The following is a 17,719-nucleotide window of genomic DNA, read 5'->3' on the forward strand; positions in this document are numbered from 1 at the left end:
ACGGTTAATCATATTGCAAAGCGAGCAAAGATTAATCGGGTAACTTTTGTTCTTAACTACCATTAAATTGAACTTTTGTTACAAAAAGTTATTTTATGTAGTTGTAGATATACCCTATTCAACGCATTTAAGTGGATCTCAAAATAAAAAGCCATCTTATAAAATGTTACTTTTCTTCCGTAATCGCATAATTGTGGAAAACATATATCTTTTGAATAGGATGAATTCAAAAAAAGACGATCGCTATAAAAGCAATCGTCTTTTGCTAGTTCAGCTATTACAAGTATCGTTGTACTTTACAGCATTAGATACTGTTGTTTTTATCGTTCTACTTCCATATAAGCACCTTTTGCATAATAAGATTCAATTAGAGATCCAGCTCTCCTTTTGAAACTGGAAGCCATATTTCAATTGTTGTTCCTTTGTTTATCTCACTAATAATATTCACTTTTCCCTTGTGATCCTTGATAATTTTATTACTCACCATCATACCCAAACCAGTTCCTTTTTCCTTTGTGCTATAGAAAGGCTCACCTAGTCTTTCCAGTACGTGGTTTGGAATACCACACCCCTCATCAATTACCCGAATTAGAATGAAATCGGCGTTTTCATTGCTAACATGTAAAGTTATTTTGCCACCACCCGTAGTCATTGCCTCCATTGAGTTTTTTATAAAATTAATAAAAACTTGTTTGATCTGATTTTCATCACATTCAATCATTCTATCGGTAGCCAAATATTCCTCAGCAATTTGAATGTTATTTAAATTGCCTTGAGTTTCAAATAAAGTGACGACACTTGACAATAGTTCAATTACATCCTGACTTGCAAATTTAGTCGCTTGAGGCTTTGCTAATACCAATAATTCATTTAATATTGTTTCGATTCTATTCATTTCAGACATGATAATATCAAAGTATTGATTTTTTTAGATTGAGATTGCAATAGTTGAATGAATCCTTTAATTGCGGTAAGCGGATTACGAATTTCATGAGCGATTCCAGCTGCCAATTGTCCCGCTATCGACAGCTTCTCAGAATTCAGGAATAACTCTTGGGCCTTTTGTCTTTCAGTGACATCACGAATGATGGCACTAAAAAACATATCCGTGCCATCCTTCCACGTATTGAGGGTCAGTTCAAGAGGAAATTCATGCCCTTCCCTGTGCAACCCAAACAACTCCACGGTCTTACCAATTACCTTAGCTTCTTCTGTTGAACGATATCGCTCGACACCTTGTCTATGTCCTTCTCGAAATCGTTCAGGAATCATAAATTCTAGAGGCTCCCCAAGTACCTCTCTCTCTTCATATCCGAATATTAGCTCGGCTGCTTTATTCCATGCGATAATTCTCATTTCATAATCTGTAAGAATAATTGCATCATTAGAAGATTCAAAAACAGAGCGGAATTTATTCTCTGAATATGCTTGTTCTACCTCTGTTTCTTTTCTTTCGGCTTGCATGAATTCAGTTATTTCATTAATAATGCTGTATATTCCAATAACCTCATTCTCTACAATAATAGGGATGTTCGTAAAATTCACCCCAATACTATGACCAAACCTATTAATCAATGTTGACTCGAAGCTCTCCACCTTTTTATAAAATGATTGATTAAAAAGCTTCATTGTCATTTCGAGGAATTTCGGATGTACTATTTTTGAAAGTGAAAGGCTAGTAAACTCTTCTATATTATAACTGATTAATTGCTCACAAGCTGAGTTGAGATGAACGAAATTGAAATCTAAATCCAACACCCAAATTGAATTAGGGTATATGTAAAAAATGACTTTAAAGATTGATCTATATATTCTTCTAAGATTTTACGCTTATCGGGGTATTGGGAACATTTCATTTAATTGGTGTCTCCTCTTAAGCAATTTGCTTTCTATTAAATGTGAATACCTACTACATCTTATTATTATAACCGCTAATGTCAATAGTTCTTTATTGAAAATATAGTTTTCACTATGGAATTTATCAGAGGAGGGGACGAATAGAGTACGACTTGATGACATCTAGAGTTCTTACCTTGAAAGAACTAAAAGAGAAGACGATCGCTATAAAAAGCAATCGTCTTTTTAATGGTTCAACTATACTAAAATACGTCATCGGTAGATAGAAAATCATGTTCTTTCCAAACTGCTTTCGAATAAATCTATAATTTCTAAAAATCTTTCAGCTTCTCTAAATGTGTGGTCAGCAAGGAGAGGGTGAATGTTGCTCTTAATACGACATGCTTCGATTAACTCTCTAGCTGTTTTCTTAAAATCTCTTAATGAAGCAACTGATACTTTATTTTGGTCTAAAAATTGACTTAGTATTGGTTCCGTTTCAGATTGTGGTCGCATTGAGTCTAAATCAATCGCCTGAAAAACTAGTTGGTCAAAATCATGACTAAATTCTCTAGCCTGTTCAACTAATTTCCTTTCTGAAGGGTCTAAAAGATGACCAATAAACTTAGCATGATCAGCCATTATTTTTAAGAAGAATACATTTTCTTCAATGATAGCATCTTGGGTTGGGGCTAATTTGCCTTCGTTTAGTTCTTTTAAGCGATTGGCAAAGTATGCAGCTTCTCTACTAATATGGTCTACTAATAAAGGATAATTGTTGCTTCCACGGATTTCGCACCGTAACGTTAATCCTAATACCTTTCTTTTATAACTCCATATTGCTGCAGCCGCTTGATAAACCTCAGTATTGAAGGCTTGGACTTGGCGTAAATCTGAATTCACCGTAAATCTTGCTAGCCTCTCCTCAATTCTTTCGAACAATGTAATAAACTGATTTGCTTCATCAATTAATTGCTGATGCTCATAGGTGAATCCTAAACTTAAAAATAAAGCATGTTCTTTCATAATCCTTGACCAAAATTGAATTTCATCTAAAGATCGAGCAACAATCGGATTTGCCATTTTTTCTCCTCCTTATTTTTCCATCTCCTCTCATATGTATGTAGTAAATAAATCGTCCAATAACTGGAACTTCCATTAATTAGACCGATCGTTTAGAAGTTTATTTTAAATACTTATACCTAATTATTCTTGCTGATTTCTCGCATTGCACCGAATACGATATTGTAACCATCGGGGTCTTTTAGACACGCATTTTTAAACTCCCATTTCCCGTGTGCATTAGTAAAGGGCTCGACTGCAATATTTCCACCATTCCCTCGAAATTCTTCAACTAGAGAATCCAAATGATCCCAACTAACGTGAATAAACGTGTCCCAACCAAATTCAGGCCCTTCCCACTCTGTCGGATAATTTGAACGTTTTTTTGATACAGTGTTAGGCTGAATATCCTGTAAGGAGTTCGCCTGCTGTAGAATGAAAGTCATTTCATCTCGTTCTGCGTGTCCCCAATCGTCAATTGCACATCCAAGCACATCACGGTAGTATTCTTGTGATTTTTTTAAGTCAGAGACTAAGCGTACTTGAATTGTTTTCCCTAATTTCCCTTTCTGTTGCACGTTCATTTTTTGCACCCCTTTAACCTATTCATTGGCCTGATAATATTTCCATTCTTTACACTGAATAACACACTACAATAATACCACATATATCCAAATGGAAGGCATAAAAAATACCTCTTCCTGTGAGGTACTGTTACATTAAAGACTCTAGTTACGAAAAAAGAGAACGACAATGTTCTTTATTTCAAATATTAGGTCAAAGCTTATTGCACAGCAAAAGGAACTTCTGTGTTTTGACTTCTTTGTACCATCTTTTCCGAATTCTATTCTCTCAGACGCACTATTCTCCCTCTCCCAAAAAAAGTGAAAGCCATTTGACTGAATAATATTTTATAACTATAATATTGAACTGTTAACATTCGGATAAGAAATAAATTTATAAAAAGAAAGTCGGGTGAAATTATCTTAGACGACTATTATAGGTGTATACGTGTTCGTAAGAGAGCAAGTGGCACTTCAGTTCCGTAAGCTTTTCCTCAAGACATTTAAGGATAATTAATGGAAGACTACAATAACGTTCTCGTTTCGTTATACTTTATGGGAGGAAAAGAATGAAAACAATAAAGAATTTGAAAATGGACTGGACTACATTTGCTGTTAGTGGAGGGTTTTTATTCCTCTTTGTCATTTTTTCACTAATTGACATTGCTATGGTTGAAGGTTGGGTAACTGCATCCTTCAATTGGTCAGTAACATTTTTCGGTGCTTATTGGCAATTATTATTACTAGGGAATTTTGCAATTGGAATGATATTAGCTTTTTCAAGATATGGAAAGATGAAGTTAGGTAAAATGGAGAAGCCTGAGAATGGTTATTTCCGTTGGATTTCTATGATTTTATGTACGCTTCTAGCTAGTGGTGGTGTATTTTGGGCTGCATCAGAGCCAATTTATCATTTTGTTACAACTCCCCCGTTGTTTGAGAATAATGGGATGACACCACTCGAGGCAATTATACCAGCTTTATCACAAAGCTTTGTACACTGGGGATTCCTAGCTTGGGCGTGTTTAGGTACTTTAACATCAATTGTCCTCATGTATGCACATTATCATAAAGGATACCCACTTAAACCACGTGCAATTTTATATCCTATTCTCGGAGAAAAGGTTTTTAATAAAAGTATCATTGGCTCAACTGCCGATATTGTTTCAATTATCGCAGTTGCAGCAGGTACAATGGGGCCTATCGGCTTTTTAGGTCTGCAAATTGGATATGGCCTACATTTTTTATTTGATATTCCAAATACTTTGGCTACGAATGTTATCGTTGTTGGATCTCTAATCCTTATTGCTGCTATATCTGTAGCGAGTGGTGTTGACAAAGGTATTCAATTCTTAAGTCGATTAAATGTTATATTTGTTGTATTAATAGCAGTAATCATTCTCATTATTGGTCCAACAATGTTTTTAATAGATTCTTTTATTAGTGCTCAAGCATTTCAATTACAGCACTTTTTCGAAATGAATTTATATCGCGGGGATCAAGCTTGGCTTGGTTATTGGACTATATTCTTCTGGGGCTGGTTTTTAGGATATGCACCAATGATGGCTATTTTCATTAGTAAAATATCACGTGGTCGCACGATTAGGGAGCTGATCATAGCAGTATCGATTATTGCTCCATTAGTAAGTAATTTCTGGTTTTCTGTTGTTGGTGGTTCAGGATTATCTTATGAGCTAAATAGTCCAGGTTCCATTTCAAACCCACTAAGTGATGGTGGAATGCCCGCGACCGTAATGGCCATTACGGAACAACTTCCAATGGGGTTATGGTTAGCAATAGGGTTCTTAATCGTTAGTATTGTGTTTGTATCAACTACAGTTGATTCCATTTCATATACAGTAGCAGTAACCCTTCAAGGTACAGAACATCCACAAAAATGGCTAAGAGTTTTTTGGGTCGTTTTATTCGGTATATTATCCGTCGTACTACTAACTATTGGTGAAGGAAGTATACAGGCATTACAAAACTTTATAGTAGTAACAGCAGTACCTGTATCAATTTTACTACTTCCACCACTATGGAGTGCACCAAAAATTGTCAAGCAGATGGCTAGAGAACAAACGATAGCACCTTCTGCTGAATCTACAAAAGAAGAGTAAGTAAAAATATAAACATGGGAACATCCCTAATTGATAGATTACTCTTAGTCGTCAATTGGGGGTGCTTTCTTTATATCACTATGCTCCATATAATCAGATTTAAACATACAATAATATAAAGTAGTAACTTCCTTATCATTTAACAACTTTAATTTTTCCTTTTTCTGAAATCTATATTTAAACCCACATTTCTCGCTTACTCGTTTTGAGTTATGATTAAAATGAAAATGACCACACCAAATTAAATCTAAATTTAGTTTATTAAACCCATGTTTAATTAAGCGATTGACTGCCTCTGGAATCAATCCTCTTCCCCAATATTCAGGATTTAGCACATACCCTATTTCCCTTTGCTTTAATTCGACAAGACGATCATCTGGTTTTCTATCGTGAAGTCCTAAACTTCCAATAACCTTATTTTCCGCCTTTAAAACAACAGCATATGTATCATTATTTCTTATAAACATATTTATAATCTCTTTACTTTCTTCTTCATTTTTATGCGGTGGCCAACCAGCATTAGGACCTACGATTTCACTTTTAGCATATTCATATAAGTCTTCACTGTCAGTTTCTTTCCATTCTCGCAATATTAATCTTTCAGTTATTAATGTTTCCATATAAATTCCCCCGGTATTGTAACTTTTTATCGAAGAATCCTGCTTCGTTAGTGAACGGCTCTGTTTCTTGTGCTATCACACCATAAGTTCATTCAGTTTTGATTATACTTGAGAGGTTTCATTCTGAGATAGACGTGAAAGCAATTTAATGATTTGATTTGCATGAACCAGAAAGCTTTGATAATGCAGGTGAAATGTATTGGGCTATAAGCAAATATCCAGCATATATAAATATACTGGAATGGCTGTTAGGTAATTATGCAAATTGATTAATCCTTTTTTAAATATTTTAATTCTAGTTCAGATGCCCTTAATGGCTTACTAAAGTAATAACCTTGTCCTAAAGAACAATTTAATTGCACTAGTTTATTAAGATGTTTCTCCGTTTCAATTCCTTCAGCAACAACAGTAAGCTTTAATGTATTTCCAATATCTATAATGGCCTTTACTAATAAACCTTCATTATCATTTCCTAGCATGTCACGAATGAATGATTTGTCTATTTTCAAAGTATCAATTGGCAGCTTATTAACAAAATGAAGAGATGAATATCCTGTTCCAAAGTCGTCAATTGATATACCGACACCTAGTCTCTTTAGTGAATTTAATTGTGGAATAACGAGTTCGGAATTCTCTATTACACTCTCCGTAATTTCTATTTCAAAAAACTTCGCTTCTATTCTATTTGCGTGTAAATTAGACTTGATAAAATCAACCAATTGTTTGTCTCTGAACTGTCTTTGTGAGACATTAACGGATATTTTCACTGAGGATATCCCTTTGCTTGCCACTTACTCATTTGACTAAGTACTTCTTCGATGACCCAATTTCCTATTTCATTAATCAAACCTGTATCCTCGGCAATTGGGATAAACTCCACGGGAGAAACCGTTCCCAAATTTGGATTCTCCCATCTAATGAGAGCCTCCATCCCCACTAATGCTAAATTCGATAAGTTGAATTTGGGCTGATAACAGATAGAAAATTCTTCTCTTTGAATGGCCCTTCGTAATTCTGCTTCGATTTTTGCATTTCTCTCAAGCTGCAATTTAAGATCTATATTAAAGAATTTAAAGGCATTTTTCCCCTCTAATTTTGCATAATACATCGCAGTATCCGCCAATTTGATTAAGTCACTGAAATTAGCAGTGTCGTCAGGATATCGACTTATTCCTATACTAGTTGTAATAACTATTTCGTTTCCATTAATATAATAGGGTTCTTTTATAAGGTTTATCATTTTATTAGCAGAATTTTGGACTTCCTTATAAGAATTCCTTTGGATAAGAACGATAAACTCATCCCCTCCATGATGATAGACATTAATGTGCTCGCTTTGAAAGGACTTCAATCTGTCGGCTGCCTTTTTCAACAAGATATCACCGATGTCATGACCCAATGTATCATTTACCATTTTAAATCGATCCAAATCAATAAATAGCAAAGATGCAGCTTTGGCCTCTTTCTTGTAGTTCTCAAGATCCCTCAGTAATCTACGACGATTCGGTAAATCTGTTAAGTCGTTATGTTCAGCAATATATTGGATCTGATCCATTTGTTGTTTATGATGAGTAATATCTCGAACTACACATAACACTTTGTTTGTGTCTTTTATAAAAGACAAGGCAATTTCCTGTGGGAAGGTCGAACCATCTTTTCTTATCCCAATTGCTTCCCCTCTCCACTTTCCATGTTTAAGTAAATCAGGAACAGCTACCTTATTTAATTCTTCTATCGTTTCATTTGAATAGCATTCTTGCCAAGTTTTTGTTTGAAACTCTTCTTTACTATACCCATAAAGCTGGATATGTGCTTCATTGACAAATTCAAACTTTCCATTTTCTTTCGTAATACCAATTGCATCTATTACAGAGTCAAGAGCGAATGAATAATTATCCAATACCGTTCTAGTTGAACCGAACTCCCTTTTTGAGAACTGATATTTGTCAATAAAATAACCGATAAACCAAGCTATTATTGTGTTTATAACAACATATACAACCAAAACGGAAAATTCCCGGAAATTAATAATAGAGATTGTATTTGAAATTAGCATAATTGCTGTACAGATAATTCGCCAAGTATATTTCATCTTTTCAGCCCTTTGTAAACATTTGTGAAATACCTGATAATATGTTGCAACATTACTATAAAGAGGGTAACAGTTAGAAGACACCTCTTTTTCTGTTAAATCTCTTCTCTTATTTTTTGTCATTCGACAGATTCATACTTAATAGACTATATATCTACGACTCTACTTTAACATTTATTTTAACAAACTTACTCCGTTATTAATATAACTTCCACAAAGAAGCATTACCCCTTCTTGAAGAAATGCCCCCGTTCGTATGTTATGGTAAGCTAGATTTCCCTGGTTGACCGGACATTATGTTCCAGTCTCTAATAAGGAAAAAGAGCACTTATCCTTGTTCTAGGAAAGTGCCCGTTTGTTATGTAACTTTTTACACTAAATAAATGTATGCCCAGCATTCTCTAAAACTGATTTTGCTTTTTCTATGGAATGTACTTTAATCAACAAGTAGTCCGTATTAAAAGTAGAAATTGCAAAAATACTTATTTTATTTTCCGCCAATGGATTAGCTAATGAAGATAATATTCCAGTTAAGCCAAAATCTAATACACCCTCTACTTTCATACACATCCAATCATGCTCCACGTCCTTTAGAAGGCTTTTTGGAACATTAGATGTTGGACATACAATAGACAGCTCTTCGTTAGTGCGTGTAATCGAAATGAATTCGCCTTTACCTGCCCAAGATGGTACTTCTTCTGTTGGTGGCAATTTCACAACAGAGAGTATCGTGTCCAATATAACTAAATTCATGTTCATCCACCCTTAATAAATGTTATATACTATAAAATAACATATTTTATATAAACTCTGAAAACGTCGTTTATAATTTTTCAATGGTTCTCCTAGACAGACATAGGGGAGATTATTAATGCTATTCAGCAGTGCTTTAAGTTGATAGAGACGCAATTAGCTACAATTGTGATTAGTCTATAAAGACACAACCTCATTTCATTGAACGTAATAACGCCATTTGTTTAATTTGAATGCTATAAAACCAAAATATAAAGAATTCCCACCCCCATGGACCGCCAATTAAAATGAAACACTTTACTGGAAATAGGTGTTCTTTTCAACTCGAAATTATCCTCTAAAGAAGAGATCATTTGTTTAAAACATGTTCAACTCTATTGGTAATAACTAGGTTTAGAAATACAGAAAGCCAAAACATTAATAAATATTTTGCCCTCTTTTAATATAATGCTCGTTCAACTTAAGCTCCCGTTTGTTTAAATACATCCAGCAAACAAACACTACCTTTATTTTATATTAAGTATAATTTTACCTTCTATTAGATTTCTATTTTCAAAAATCCATTGAAACATTTCTTTGTTCATTTTGAAAAAGTCTTCATTATTTGAAAAATAAGCCATAAATATAGTTTGAATACACAGCATTACGTACCAAATAGACGCTTTTTCATTAGACGATAAAGGATTAACTTGATTATAGCTAGCTATTAATTTTCCAACAAATTCTAACCACATTTCCCTTAATTCCTCTTTAGTGAATACTTCACTTAAAACACTAGTGGAGCAATAACAAAGTTCAAATATGTTAACGTTGACTTCTGCTATTTCATAATCAATTACACCAGATCTACCTCATTAATTGTCAACGTAATCAAACTCGTTTGTTGAATATTTTTCAAATTATAATCCTCCCATTTTATAAGTAAGGGATCACGTAGTTTATAGGGGCTTGATACCCATTCCCTTAAATTAATAGAACCCCACTTGTAGTTTTTGTCATTTTCATAAACAACGCCTCATATCAATTCTTAAAGAAAATTATACCATTTTATTACAAAAAATACGTACAACAATTTAAATCTCTATGTTAAACTAATGCTTCCGTTCTACTTTAAGTATATTTTTTCACAATTTTTTTATGGAATAAAAAAGGCGACCATCTTCTGAAGAACTCGGAAATTATTTAATGTTGAATTATGTTTAAACCTAAGCTTTCCAACAACGTAAAATACTGAGGACAGGTTTTAGAAACACATCCTGGATCATTTATTTGTATCCCATCAACTCTTGAACCGATAAGTGCTAATGACATTGCAACTCTATGATCATCATGCGTATTTAGTAAAGTGGGCTTCGGGTTACCTGGATATACTTTTAATCCATCTTTAAATTCCTCTACTTTAATTCCTAACCTAGCTAGTGATTCGCATATTACACTAATTCGATTCGATTCATGATGACGTATATGTTCAACATCTTTAATGGTTATTGGTCCATCTGCGAATGGCGCAATTGCTGCCAATGTTAATGTCTGATCAGACATCTCCCTCATAGAGATTTCAAATCCACCTTTTAATTGGGTTACCCCCTCTAATTCAATGAATGATGAACCCTTTGTTACTTTACATCCCATTTGTTCAAGGACATCAACCATTTTAATATCTGGTTGCTTTGTTGCACAAGTTAGATTATCAATTCGTATTCTACCATTTGTCACTGCTGCAAGGGCAAGAAAGTAACAAGCAGTTGAAACATCCGCTTCTAAATTTACATCTTGGGGAGTGTACCTCGAAGGATATACTACTATTTTCTTTAGTCCGTTATCATATTGAACTTTTGCACCAAATTTCTCCATTAATTCTAAAGTTAGAAGTACATATGAATGTTGAACTATATGATCATTAATATTGACTGTGACCGTATCTTTCAAATAAGGTGCAGCAATCAATAGACCACTTATAAACTGACTAGAAATATTACCCGAAAGGCTGACCTCGCTCCAGTTAATTCTTTTCCTTGTACTAACAACGGGTAGTAACCTTCATTACTTAGATATGTTATTTCAGCACCAAGCTCCCTTAAAGCATCTACTAAGGGTGAAACAGGTCTTTTACTCATACTTTCGCTGGCTTCTATTTCCCAAGTCCCTTCACCAGAAACTGCTAACGCTCCAGGCAAAAATCGTGCAATGGTTCCTGCTGCACCAATATACAAATTACCTGATTCCCAATTGCCACCATTTCCCTCAATGAAAACTGCCTCTCCTTGGATTTCTATATTTACACCCAACTTTTTCAAGGAATCTAAACACCAAAAGGAATCATCACTTTTTAAAATACCTTTAACTTTTGACTTGCCATTCGCTAAAGCACTTATAATTAGAGCTCTATTAGTGAAACTTTTGCTCCCAGGAATAGTAATTGTTCCATCTATTCTCCTTTTACTTGGTGAAACACTTATTACATTTACACCTTTTAATGGTGTCCATGGGCTACGGGCTTTTACATCAAAAATATTCTTTTCCAATTCCTAACTCCCCTTATTAACAAATTATTTATTATTTTCTATATATTTATTATAATTATGATTAAGGTATAAACGATATTAATATAACCCATAACAGTTATAGGTGGTATCTATATCATGCAATTAGATCTGTATCGTGTTTTTTATGTTACGGCTATGGAAAAGAACTTCAGTAAGGCCGCGAAAAAGTTATATATAACACAACCAAGCGTTAGTCATGCAATCAAACAGTTGGAAGAAAGCCTTGGTATTCAATTGTTTGTTAGAACCTCAAAAGGCGTTACATTGACACAAGAGGGTGAAACTCTATTTAGATATATTAGTCCAGCTCTTGGATTAATTGATACTGCTGAACAAAAGATTTCAGAGTTAAAGAATTTAAAAAAGTGGTCATGTTTCAATTGGTGGTAGTGATTCAACATGTAAACATTATTTGCTACCAAATATACAAACATTTCAAGGCCTCTTTCCAGAAATTCAGATTAAGCTACAACATGGCTCGACACCTCAAATATTAGATAAATTAGTGAATGGACTTATTGATATTGGGATTGTTCATTTACCAATTGACGAAAATCAAATAAAAGTAACCGATTATTTAAGTATTAGCAGTACCTTTATAGTGGGGAAAAAATATCACGAGTTGGCTAAGAAACCTGTTTCACTTGAAGAGATGTTGAAATACCCAATAATCTCTTTCTCTGAAACAAGTAGCTCTAGGAGATTTCTTAATCAAATATTTTCAAGAAAAGGATTGGAAGTAAAACCAGACATTGAAGTGGGTAGTGTTGAATTGTTAATTGAATGTGCAAAAATTGGAATGGGGATTGCATTTGTCACTAAAGAATTGGTTTTAAAAGAATTATCTGAAGGGGAATTAATTGAAGTGTGCTTAAATGAACAAATAGAAAACAGAAAAATTGGGCTAATAACAAGAAACGAGATTCCTTTGTCAGTGGCAGCAAACAATTTTTTTAACCATTTAGTTGAAACAAGCCATTATTAAATTTTGAAAAGGGCAAACTGATATTATGGTTGCCCTTTTATATTCTTTCTTGGTTTTTTAGTCAGAACAGAATGAAATCCCCTTAATTGTTCAATTCCATCTACTTCAAATGTCATTAAAAAATGCTCATTTCCTTTATGATCTTGAAAAGTGGCCTTCTCTGCTCCCTTGGATTTAACAAGGAAAAAACTTTGATTCGCAAAGTTCAAGATTGCCATCAGAATTTCTATATTTTTCAATTGCTCCTAACATTTCTTGATACCATTTTGAGGATAATTCAGGATTCTCAACAGGAACATAAATTATTCTTTACTAATGCGACTGCTTTAGGTTCAACTAATGGAGCCTGTTGTTACTAACGAAAAGGCTATCCTTGTTAAAGAGATGCCCCATTTATCTGATATCGTGTTACAAATCCTTTTTCATTGTCCACGAACCGCCATCGTCTTGATATAATTTTATGAATCCGCTCTTTTCGTACATATACAATGCTTTTTTATTATGAGGGTCAACACTTAATGATAAGGCCGAGTAACCAATAGAACGCGCAAAACAAATCATTTCTGACAACAAATGCTTGCCAATTCCTTTCCCCCTGTGCTGTGACATAATCGCCATTCCAAGTTCAGGTGTATCGTCGTCTACGAAGCCATAGCCGGCATTTTCACCATTTAACAACCTTATCCAAACTGCCCCTACTAGATTATTTTCCCCATCCAAGGCAATCAATGCGTGGTCATGGTTCCTACCCCAGTTTTTAAGGTATTTCTCTATGTTTGGTTCTTTCAATATTTCTTCTCGACTAGGTTGATGTTGCCCCTCAGGGACGAATATAGACTGATACAGCATTTCCCATAAGAACGACATATCTCTCTGCTCGAATGGTCTAATTGAATATTTCACGATGGTCAGGTCACTCCTTTTCTGTCATGTTTAATACCCATTTATTAGAATAAAACAGCTTCTAAAATAACGCCTTACATACCTTCTATTTCCACTAAACTCCCTCAATAAACTAATCATAATCTCACATTTCCTCTAGTATTCTCAGGTTTACATAGGTAAATCATTAAGCAGGTTCTATACAACCTCAGTTTAAACTCTCAATGGTAACGAATTTCCGGAAAAAAAGACTGTGTTTTGCGATATCTAAACCTATTATTAGCGTTTCAGGTATGATTTGAGCGGTTTTATGATTTTGGTTATAATTCATTAAGAGGCCTCCAAGTAGATGTTTTGTCCTTTTTAAGCTGGCCAGCTCACGACAAACTCATCTTATCAAGAGGTTTTTTTGTTCAAACGTGATTTTCAGTTATTACAGGAATGCTGCTCCGTTAGTTGAAGAAGAAAAGTCAGCTCTCGTTGAAGGAATGTACCCGTTTGTTAGATAAGAAAACCCTTAGTTAGTTTTTTAGAGCTAGAATAACCCTTGTGTTTATTTGTTCTTTAAATACACCTGTTTTTTCGATTGATAACAATTCTTCTTTTAAATGTTGTTCAAAAGAATTTACGTTATCTCCTAGAAACCTTTTAGACCCATAGGAAGTCGAATATAAGTTGCCTATTATAGATTCTATTGACCATAATTGCTCATAAGCAGGAATTTGATAACTTTTCAAATTGAATCTTGACTTTGCTACAATTTCCTGATGACTAATAGTTGGATGAGAGTATGTAGAATTACCTGCTCTTCGTTCATTTCCATACCATTGTTTTACTATTTCATTGACTTTCTTTTGCCAAGGTAAAAGATCTTTATTAGGATAAAAATTGTCAATTATAGCAATTCCGCCTTCATCGGAAACCATACCGTATAACGTATCTAGTACCTTCTCCCTGTCCATCCAGTGAAATGCCTTTGCAATAGTTACACATCTAAAGACTTTATTTGAATTAACTTTATAATTATCAAGAACTCCATTAAAGAATTCAATATTTTCAACTCTAATTTCTTTGCTAAGACGTTTTGCTTCCTTTATCATTTCAGGCTCTGTATCAATCCCGACTATCCCTTCAAACCAATCGGAGAACCTGAATGCTAATTGCCCCGTTCCACAGCCTAAATCAAGCATATTCCCTTTCCCATCGAGAGAAAACTTTTTAATTAAGAACCTTATTAAAGAAGCTGAATAAATAGGTCTATACTGCGAATAATATCTTGCTGTTCCTTCAAACAAGTGTTTACCGTAATCTATCATTAACCCATTCCTCTCTGATCATCGCTTTTCCTTTATTTCCTTTAACAATTTAATTATTTCTTCATTCTGCTTATATCCCTTCTTTAGTTGTCCTTCTATCGCTAAAAGAGCAAATATTAGCACAACAAAGCCAATTAAAAGCAACAAAAATATCCCCCCTAGTCCTTATATTTCAGATTCTCTATTAAACTTGTCACAACAGCTTAGATACTAAATAGGAAGTTCATATGAAATCATACCGACCGATGGTTCTACATCAGGACTAACTTCTACACTAGCTATCCATTTAAAGGTTACTCCAGTGCGATCAGTTAACCTCTTTCTTGAAGATTAGCACCCGTTTGTTCAATAGGTTACAACAAATTATTATAGAAAAGCTAAAAATAAAAATCATAAAAACAAACTATTGGGAAAATTATGAAGACCCAATTTAACCCCTGTATAATTCGCACTAAATAACTAAGATTTTCTCTTTTAAATTTTTTAATATACAAAAGGGAAACTAAAGCAATTATTGGTGTTAAAAAACCTAAAAATCCATAATTCGGTTCAGAAGCATCTAATAACTCTTCAACCAAAAATGAAATAAAGATGATGTTAAAAAGTAATAATAACAATGGAATCCATAAATTGATTCTTTTTGATTTATTATTAGTCATTTAAAATATTCAACCTTCCTTGACTTTACATCAACTACACAGCCCGTTGTTTAATATGAATCTAATATAAGATCATACTCATGCAAACGTATTTAATTAATAACATTGTAGTTGTCGAACAACCATAAAAACAATATATAAATTGAAGCATATAGATTCGTTCTTTCTTTACCTATTTAAAAGTCTCTACTTGGAAAAATAGTGTGCCACCTTATCGACGCTAAAAATTACCGCTTCCATAACCGACATGTCCTTTGTTACTATTAAATGGCTAATCAATAATCGATATTGGTATAAATTGATTTTTCTACATTCGGAAGTAATTTATATATGCTTTTATTTAGATGTTTTTCTAACTCTTTTTTAATAGAATAAAACCCTTTCCAATGCAAGGAAGTATGTGAATTGGTACCATGACGCAAGCCGACGGAAACCAGCCTTTTTTCTAGTGTGGTAAAACCCTCAGCATCAGCAAGAGCATCACATAGAGTAATTACTTTGTTGTAAAAATCATAGTCACTATTCTCATTAAGTATTTCAATCAATTGATCCTTCATATATCCTGGCACAAGGTGCCATTCAGCAGCATTCTCAATATGTTCATTTTTACATGGAAATGAATGAGTAACACATATTATCGCATTACCAGTAAAACCTTTTTCCTTCATATAAATATACCCATCATATGAGTGGATAACAGATTTCGTAAATCCTTTATATCTACCTATATCATGCAATAGAGCTGCATTATACCCTAAGTCAACATTAAGGTCGTGTCCATTTTTATTCAATTCTAGTAAAATGTTTTCTGTAGCTTTTGCCACATTAACCGAATGATTAAACCACGGCCCTTGGTTTAATTGATTCGCCTATTCAAGTAATTCTCTAGCATAGGCTCTATCCAAAATATAATTCATACCTTCACCTCAACTAATCAAAAACTACCATTTATGGAATAGTTAGCGTTTCTCTATACTCATATTCAATAAGAAAGAGCTATTCTCCTTCTTGAAGAATAGCTCCAGAACTTATTAGTTAATCTTCATAGCAGTCAGTCAAAAACCCCAAAAAGTGAACGTATGTTGAAGGAATGACTCTATCCCCATAACCCTTCTACATTTATTAGCTCTCTACCATCAAAAGTTAATTTATAAATATCTGGCATAGCGAGATTTTGCCAAAAGGAAAAATCATATTGTTTGTCAAAGAAGTTCATGATTAAAACCATAATATTTCCATGTGTTCCGATAACGACATTTTTACCCTCGTACTTTTCTAGTATATTAAAGGTTGCTTCGACACCTCTTTTTTGAGCGGCAATGTTAGACTCACCACCTTCCCACGAAAAGTTATAGTCCTCCCATACTTTTGTTATGGCAAGAGTAAAATCGTTGGCAGGTACAGTGGTTAACGTACGTTCTTTAAATCCTTCTATAATTTCAACTTCTGTATTTATGTATTCTGCTATCGCTTCGACAGTTTGAAATGCTCGTTTATATGGACTTGAAATAACAATATCAATTTCCTCTGTTTTTAATAAATTTGTAACACGTGTTGCATCAGTAAATCCTCTTTCCGATAAAGGTCTATTTAATTCATCGGGGGTATAGGTAGAGTGTGCGTGCCTAACAAAATATAAATTAGTCACTTTCATGTCAACTCCTTCTAAATCTGCTTAGAAATGCATCCGACGGTTGAATAGCATAGATTTACAGAAATAAAACCATATGCTCCTCATCAAGATAGGTATGATCTATTTTTAATGCCTTTTTCTCTCTTCCAAATACCTCAAAGCCACAAGAGGTATACATCCTTTTTGCAGGAATATTAGTTGTTACAACACTTAAATAAATTTGCTCAATTCCTTCTAGGCTATTTGCTTTATCAATTACTTTATTGATTAGAGACTTTCCTAATCCAGTACCACGTTTTTCTGGTTTAATATACATCGCCACAATATTTGCCCTATGGCTTAATTTTACTAAATGCTCAGTTACTAAGGTAACTACCCCAACGAGTTGAGACTCTTCAAAAGCACCAAACGTAAATGAATGTGTTGCGTTAGCAAATCTTTTTATGTACTTTTCTGCTGTATCGTTTTTTTCCTCTTCGTAGCTTGATGCAAAAGCATCCGGCTTTCTAGCAGTGCTTCGAGCCTTATAGATAGATACTGTGTTGCATCCGTTGGAGTTAATTGTCTAATTTCCATTTTTTCTCTCTCCTAAACAAAGTATAATGCCCTTGATTATACACCATTTAAACCCGCTGTTGTTCTGTAAAAAAAA

20 protein-coding genes and 1 pseudogene are annotated in these 17,719 nt (G+C 33.9%); 3 read left to right on the forward strand and 18 right to left on the reverse strand.

From position 1 onward, the window contains the following. Window positions 1–367: 367 nt before the first annotated feature. The 4 genes from JCM19034_RS18505 to JCM19034_RS18520 form a co-directional block, all read right to left on the reverse strand. Window positions 368–904: an ATP-binding protein gene (locus JCM19034_RS18505; RefSeq protein ID WP_062052108.1), complete on the reverse strand. Its 537-nt coding sequence runs from the start codon at window positions 902–904 to the stop codon at window positions 368–370. Further along, window positions 892–1,812: a PAS domain S-box protein gene (locus tag JCM19034_RS18510; RefSeq protein ID WP_370622230.1), complete on the reverse strand. Its 921-nt coding sequence runs from the start codon at window positions 1,810–1,812 to the stop codon at window positions 892–894. Before JCM19034_RS18510 ends, JCM19034_RS18505 begins: the two co-directional genes overlap by 13 nt. 315 nt (window positions 1,813–2,127) lie before the next feature. Continuing rightward, window positions 2,128–2,919 carry a DUF2935 domain-containing protein gene (locus JCM19034_RS18515; RefSeq protein ID WP_062052111.1) on the reverse strand — a complete coding sequence of 264 codons (792 nt, stop codon included), beginning with the start codon at window positions 2,917–2,919 and terminating at the stop codon, window positions 2,128–2,130. 119 nt (window positions 2,920–3,038) lie between these two features. Then, complete coding sequence (locus JCM19034_RS18520; RefSeq protein ID WP_062052113.1) at window positions 3,039–3,482, reverse strand: VOC family protein; 444 nt, start codon at window positions 3,480–3,482, stop codon at window positions 3,039–3,041. Between the two features lie 548 nt (window positions 3,483–4,030). On the opposite strand from JCM19034_RS18520, the gene JCM19034_RS18525 reads away from it, so the two are divergent. Further along, the gene (locus tag JCM19034_RS18525) at window positions 4,031–5,581 is read left to right on the forward strand and encodes a BCCT family transporter (RefSeq protein WP_062052115.1); all 1,551 of its coding nucleotides are present in this window, start codon (window positions 4,031–4,033) and stop codon (window positions 5,579–5,581) included. A 44-nt stretch (window positions 5,582–5,625) separates the two neighbouring features. Here JCM19034_RS18525 and JCM19034_RS18530 read toward each other — a convergent pair whose 3' ends face one another. The 7 genes from JCM19034_RS18530 to JCM19034_RS25365 form a co-directional block, all read right to left on the reverse strand. Beyond that, window positions 5,626–6,201, reverse strand: coding sequence for a GNAT family N-acetyltransferase (locus JCM19034_RS18530; protein WP_062052117.1), 576 nt, complete (start codon window positions 6,199–6,201; stop codon window positions 5,626–5,628). A 269-nt stretch (window positions 6,202–6,470) separates the two neighbouring features. Next, window positions 6,471–6,920 (reverse strand): EAL domain-containing protein, encoded by a 450-nt coding sequence (locus tag JCM19034_RS24315; protein ID WP_269431730.1) that lies wholly within the window; start codon window positions 6,918–6,920, stop codon window positions 6,471–6,473. A gap of 44 nt (window positions 6,921–6,964) precedes the next feature. Next, window positions 6,965–8,416: a diguanylate cyclase domain-containing protein gene (locus JCM19034_RS18540; RefSeq protein ID WP_062052121.1), complete on the reverse strand. Its 1,452-nt coding sequence runs from the start codon at window positions 8,414–8,416 to the stop codon at window positions 6,965–6,967. Between the two features lie 252 nt (window positions 8,417–8,668). Beyond that, on the reverse strand, window positions 8,669–9,046 hold the full coding sequence (locus JCM19034_RS18545) for an ACT domain-containing protein (protein WP_062052123.1): 378 nt from the start codon (window positions 9,044–9,046) through the stop codon (window positions 8,669–8,671). A 506-nt stretch (window positions 9,047–9,552) separates the two neighbouring features. Next, window positions 9,553–9,780: a hypothetical protein gene (locus JCM19034_RS18550; RefSeq protein WP_062052125.1), complete on the reverse strand. Its 228-nt coding sequence runs from the start codon at window positions 9,778–9,780 to the stop codon at window positions 9,553–9,555. A 448-nt stretch (window positions 9,781–10,228) separates the two neighbouring features. Further along, window positions 10,229–10,993, reverse strand: coding sequence for a 3-phosphoshikimate 1-carboxyvinyltransferase (locus JCM19034_RS25360; protein WP_370622221.1), 765 nt, complete (start codon window positions 10,991–10,993; stop codon window positions 10,229–10,231). Between the two features lie 8 nt (window positions 10,994–11,001). Then, on the reverse strand, window positions 11,002–11,571 hold the full coding sequence (locus tag JCM19034_RS25365) for a hypothetical protein (RefSeq protein WP_370622223.1): 570 nt from the start codon (window positions 11,569–11,571) through the stop codon (window positions 11,002–11,004). 117 nt (window positions 11,572–11,688) lie between these two features. On the opposite strand from JCM19034_RS25365, the gene JCM19034_RS23595 reads away from it, so the two are divergent. Continuing rightward, window positions 11,689–11,982 carry a LysR family transcriptional regulator gene (locus JCM19034_RS23595; RefSeq protein ID WP_231687037.1) on the forward strand — a complete coding sequence of 98 codons (294 nt, stop codon included), beginning with the start codon at window positions 11,689–11,691 and terminating at the stop codon, window positions 11,980–11,982. Between the two features lie 22 nt (window positions 11,983–12,004). Further along, window positions 12,005–12,577 carry a LysR family transcriptional regulator substrate-binding protein gene (locus tag JCM19034_RS23600; protein WP_231687038.1) on the forward strand — a complete coding sequence of 191 codons (573 nt, stop codon included), beginning with the start codon at window positions 12,005–12,007 and terminating at the stop codon, window positions 12,575–12,577. A gap of 23 nt (window positions 12,578–12,600) precedes the next feature. Here the strand turns inward: JCM19034_RS23600 and JCM19034_RS18565 are convergent, their stop codons facing one another. From JCM19034_RS18565 to JCM19034_RS18595, 7 genes and pseudogenes are all read right to left on the reverse strand, one after another. Next, complete coding sequence (locus tag JCM19034_RS18565; protein WP_062052127.1) at window positions 12,601–12,816, reverse strand: hypothetical protein; 216 nt, start codon at window positions 12,814–12,816, stop codon at window positions 12,601–12,603. 169 nt (window positions 12,817–12,985) lie between these two features. Next, window positions 12,986–13,480 (reverse strand): GNAT family N-acetyltransferase, encoded by a 495-nt coding sequence (locus JCM19034_RS18570; protein ID WP_062052128.1) that lies wholly within the window; start codon window positions 13,478–13,480, stop codon window positions 12,986–12,988. 500 nt (window positions 13,481–13,980) lie between these two features. Further along, window positions 13,981–14,775 carry a class I SAM-dependent methyltransferase gene (locus tag JCM19034_RS18575; RefSeq protein ID WP_062052130.1) on the reverse strand — a complete coding sequence of 265 codons (795 nt, stop codon included), beginning with the start codon at window positions 14,773–14,775 and terminating at the stop codon, window positions 13,981–13,983. 18 nt (window positions 14,776–14,793) lie between these two features. Next, on the reverse strand, window positions 14,794–14,922 hold the full coding sequence (locus tag JCM19034_RS24320; RefSeq protein WP_269431731.1) for a hypothetical protein: 129 nt from the start codon (window positions 14,920–14,922) through the stop codon (window positions 14,794–14,796). 787 nt (window positions 14,923–15,709) lie between these two features. Then, a pseudogene (locus JCM19034_RS18585) lies at window positions 15,710–16,351 on the reverse strand (HD domain-containing protein). A gap of 179 nt (window positions 16,352–16,530) precedes the next feature. Beyond that, window positions 16,531–17,088, reverse strand: a complete 558-nt coding sequence (locus tag JCM19034_RS18590) for a histidine phosphatase family protein (RefSeq protein WP_062052134.1) — start codon at window positions 17,086–17,088, stop codon at window positions 16,531–16,533. A 55-nt stretch (window positions 17,089–17,143) separates the two neighbouring features. Next, a complete protein-coding gene (locus JCM19034_RS18595) occupies window positions 17,144–17,629 on the reverse strand; it encodes a GNAT family N-acetyltransferase (protein WP_370622232.1) in 486 nt (161 codons plus the stop codon). Window positions 17,630–17,719: the final 90 nt, after the last annotated feature.

The organism is Bacillus sp. JCM 19034 (genome assembly GCF_001310635.1).
Taxonomy (GTDB): Bacteria; Bacillota; Bacilli; order Bacillales; family Bacillaceae_D; genus Halalkalibacter.

What these genes read in the sequence shown, in the direction of transcription:
- JCM19034_RS18505 (WP_062052108.1), bottom strand. Translation starts at nt 904, where the DNA reads ATGTCTGAAATGAATAGAATCGAAACAATATTAAATGAATTATTGGTA.
- JCM19034_RS18515 (WP_062052111.1), bottom strand. Translation starts at nt 2,919, where the DNA reads ATGGCAAATCCGATTGTTGCTCGATCTTTAGATGAAATTCAATTTTGG.
- JCM19034_RS18520 (WP_062052113.1), bottom strand. Translation starts at nt 3,482, where the DNA reads ATGAACGTGCAACAGAAAGGGAAATTAGGGAAAACAATTCAAGTACGC.
- JCM19034_RS18525 (WP_062052115.1), top strand. Translation starts at nt 4,031, where the DNA reads ATGAAAACAATAAAGAATTTGAAAATGGACTGGACTACATTTGCTGTT.
- JCM19034_RS18530 (WP_062052117.1), bottom strand. Translation starts at nt 6,201, where the DNA reads ATGGAAACATTAATAACTGAAAGATTAATATTGCGAGAATGGAAAGAA.
- JCM19034_RS18540 (WP_062052121.1), bottom strand. Translation starts at nt 8,416, where the DNA reads ATGACAAAAAATAAGAGAAGAGATTTAACAGAAAAAGAGGTGTCTTCT.
- JCM19034_RS18545 (WP_062052123.1), bottom strand. Translation starts at nt 9,046, where the DNA reads ATGAATTTAGTTATATTGGACACGATACTCTCTGTTGTGAAATTGCCA.
- JCM19034_RS18550 (WP_062052125.1), bottom strand. Translation starts at nt 9,780, where the DNA reads ATGTGGTTAGAATTTGTTGGAAAATTAATAGCTAGCTATAATCAAGTT.
- JCM19034_RS23595 (WP_231687037.1), top strand. Translation starts at nt 11,689, where the DNA reads ATGCAATTAGATCTGTATCGTGTTTTTTATGTTACGGCTATGGAAAAG.
- JCM19034_RS18575 (WP_062052130.1), bottom strand. Translation starts at nt 14,775, where the DNA reads ATGATAGATTACGGTAAACACTTGTTTGAAGGAACAGCAAGATATTAT.
- JCM19034_RS18590 (WP_062052134.1), bottom strand. Translation starts at nt 17,088, where the DNA reads ATGAAAGTGACTAATTTATATTTTGTTAGGCACGCACACTCTACCTAT.